The sequence below is a fragment of the Candidatus Nitrosarchaeum limnium BG20 genome (genome assembly GCF_000241145.1).
In the GTDB taxonomy this organism is placed as follows: domain Archaea; phylum Thermoproteota; class Nitrososphaeria; order Nitrososphaerales; family Nitrosopumilaceae; genus Nitrosarchaeum; species Nitrosarchaeum limnae.
Genome location: NZ_AHJG01000275.1, coordinates 1 through 1,130, shown reverse-complemented (window position 1 = coordinate 1,130; position 1,130 = coordinate 1). Strand labels below are relative to the sequence as shown.

The following is a 1,130-nucleotide window of genomic DNA, read 5'->3' as shown; positions in this document are numbered from 1 at the left end:
TGAATCACATCAACTTGCAATAATTTTGGCACCATCAAGTAACATGTATTCTGGTATTGTATCATACTCTGCATCTGAACCAATTCAACTAGTTGCACTCAAAGGTCCAATAGGTCCTGATGATAAACCTGAAAAGACTTGGACTATAGATGGAAAAACTGTTTATGAATTAATTTTTGTAGATCCTGCAAATGCAATGGGAAGCTGGGAGTTTTCAGGTAACGCACTTGCAATTCACACAAAGAATCCAACTCCATTTACTGTAACTTATTCTGTTAGTGCAACATCTGAGGCCAAGTCTCCAGAACCAGTGCCAATTCCTGAAAAGCCTGTAATGGCAATGCCTGTAGCACCACAGACTGTAACTGTCTCCATTCCACAAGGCGTATCATCACCTGGCTGTGAAACTACATCCACATGTTACTCTCCTGATTCAATAGAAATTCAAGTTGATGATACTGTAATGTGGAGTAATGATGATACTGCAGCACACACCGTTACTAGTGGAAAAGATGTAACACCTGATGGAGTGTTTGATTCTAGTTTGTTTATGTCTGGAAATACATTTGAATACACTTTTGATAAAACAGGAACTTATCCTTACTTTTGTATGGTTCATCCCTGGATGACTGGCCAAGTAATAGTACATGAAAAATTTAATGAAATGATATCTAACGAGATTGCTGTTGGAGAACCAAATCCATCTGCACCAGTTGAACCAGCACCAACTAATGAGCCAGCACCTGAACCGATACCAGCACCTGAGCCAACACCAGAACCAGCTCCAGTACCAGAACCAACAGAGAAACGAACTGGTCCATTAGAAGTTACAATAGCAACTGGTTCATCAACACCAGGATGTGATAGTACCAATGAATGTTATCTTCCTTATCAAGCTGAAATTAACTCTGGAGAATCTATAATCTGGACAAACACAGACTCTGCAGCACACACCGTTACTAGTGGAAAAGATGCAACATCTGATGGTAATTTTGATTCAGGAATGATGATTCCAAAGAATACTTGGGAGCACATGTTTGACAAACCTGGTGAATATGATTACTTTTGTATGCTGCATCCTTGGATGACTGGCAAAGTTGTTGTAAATTAGATTTCAAATTTACAATCCA

At 39.2% G+C, this 1,130-nt stretch carries 1 protein-coding gene; it reads left to right on the top strand.

The window, feature by feature from the left end:
* Positions 1–1,111, top strand: a 1,111-nt coding sequence (locus BG20_RS13830; protein ID WP_010194599.1) for a cupredoxin domain-containing protein, incomplete at its 5' end; no start/stop codon positions are given.
* Between the last annotated feature and the right edge of the window lie 19 nt (positions 1,112–1,130).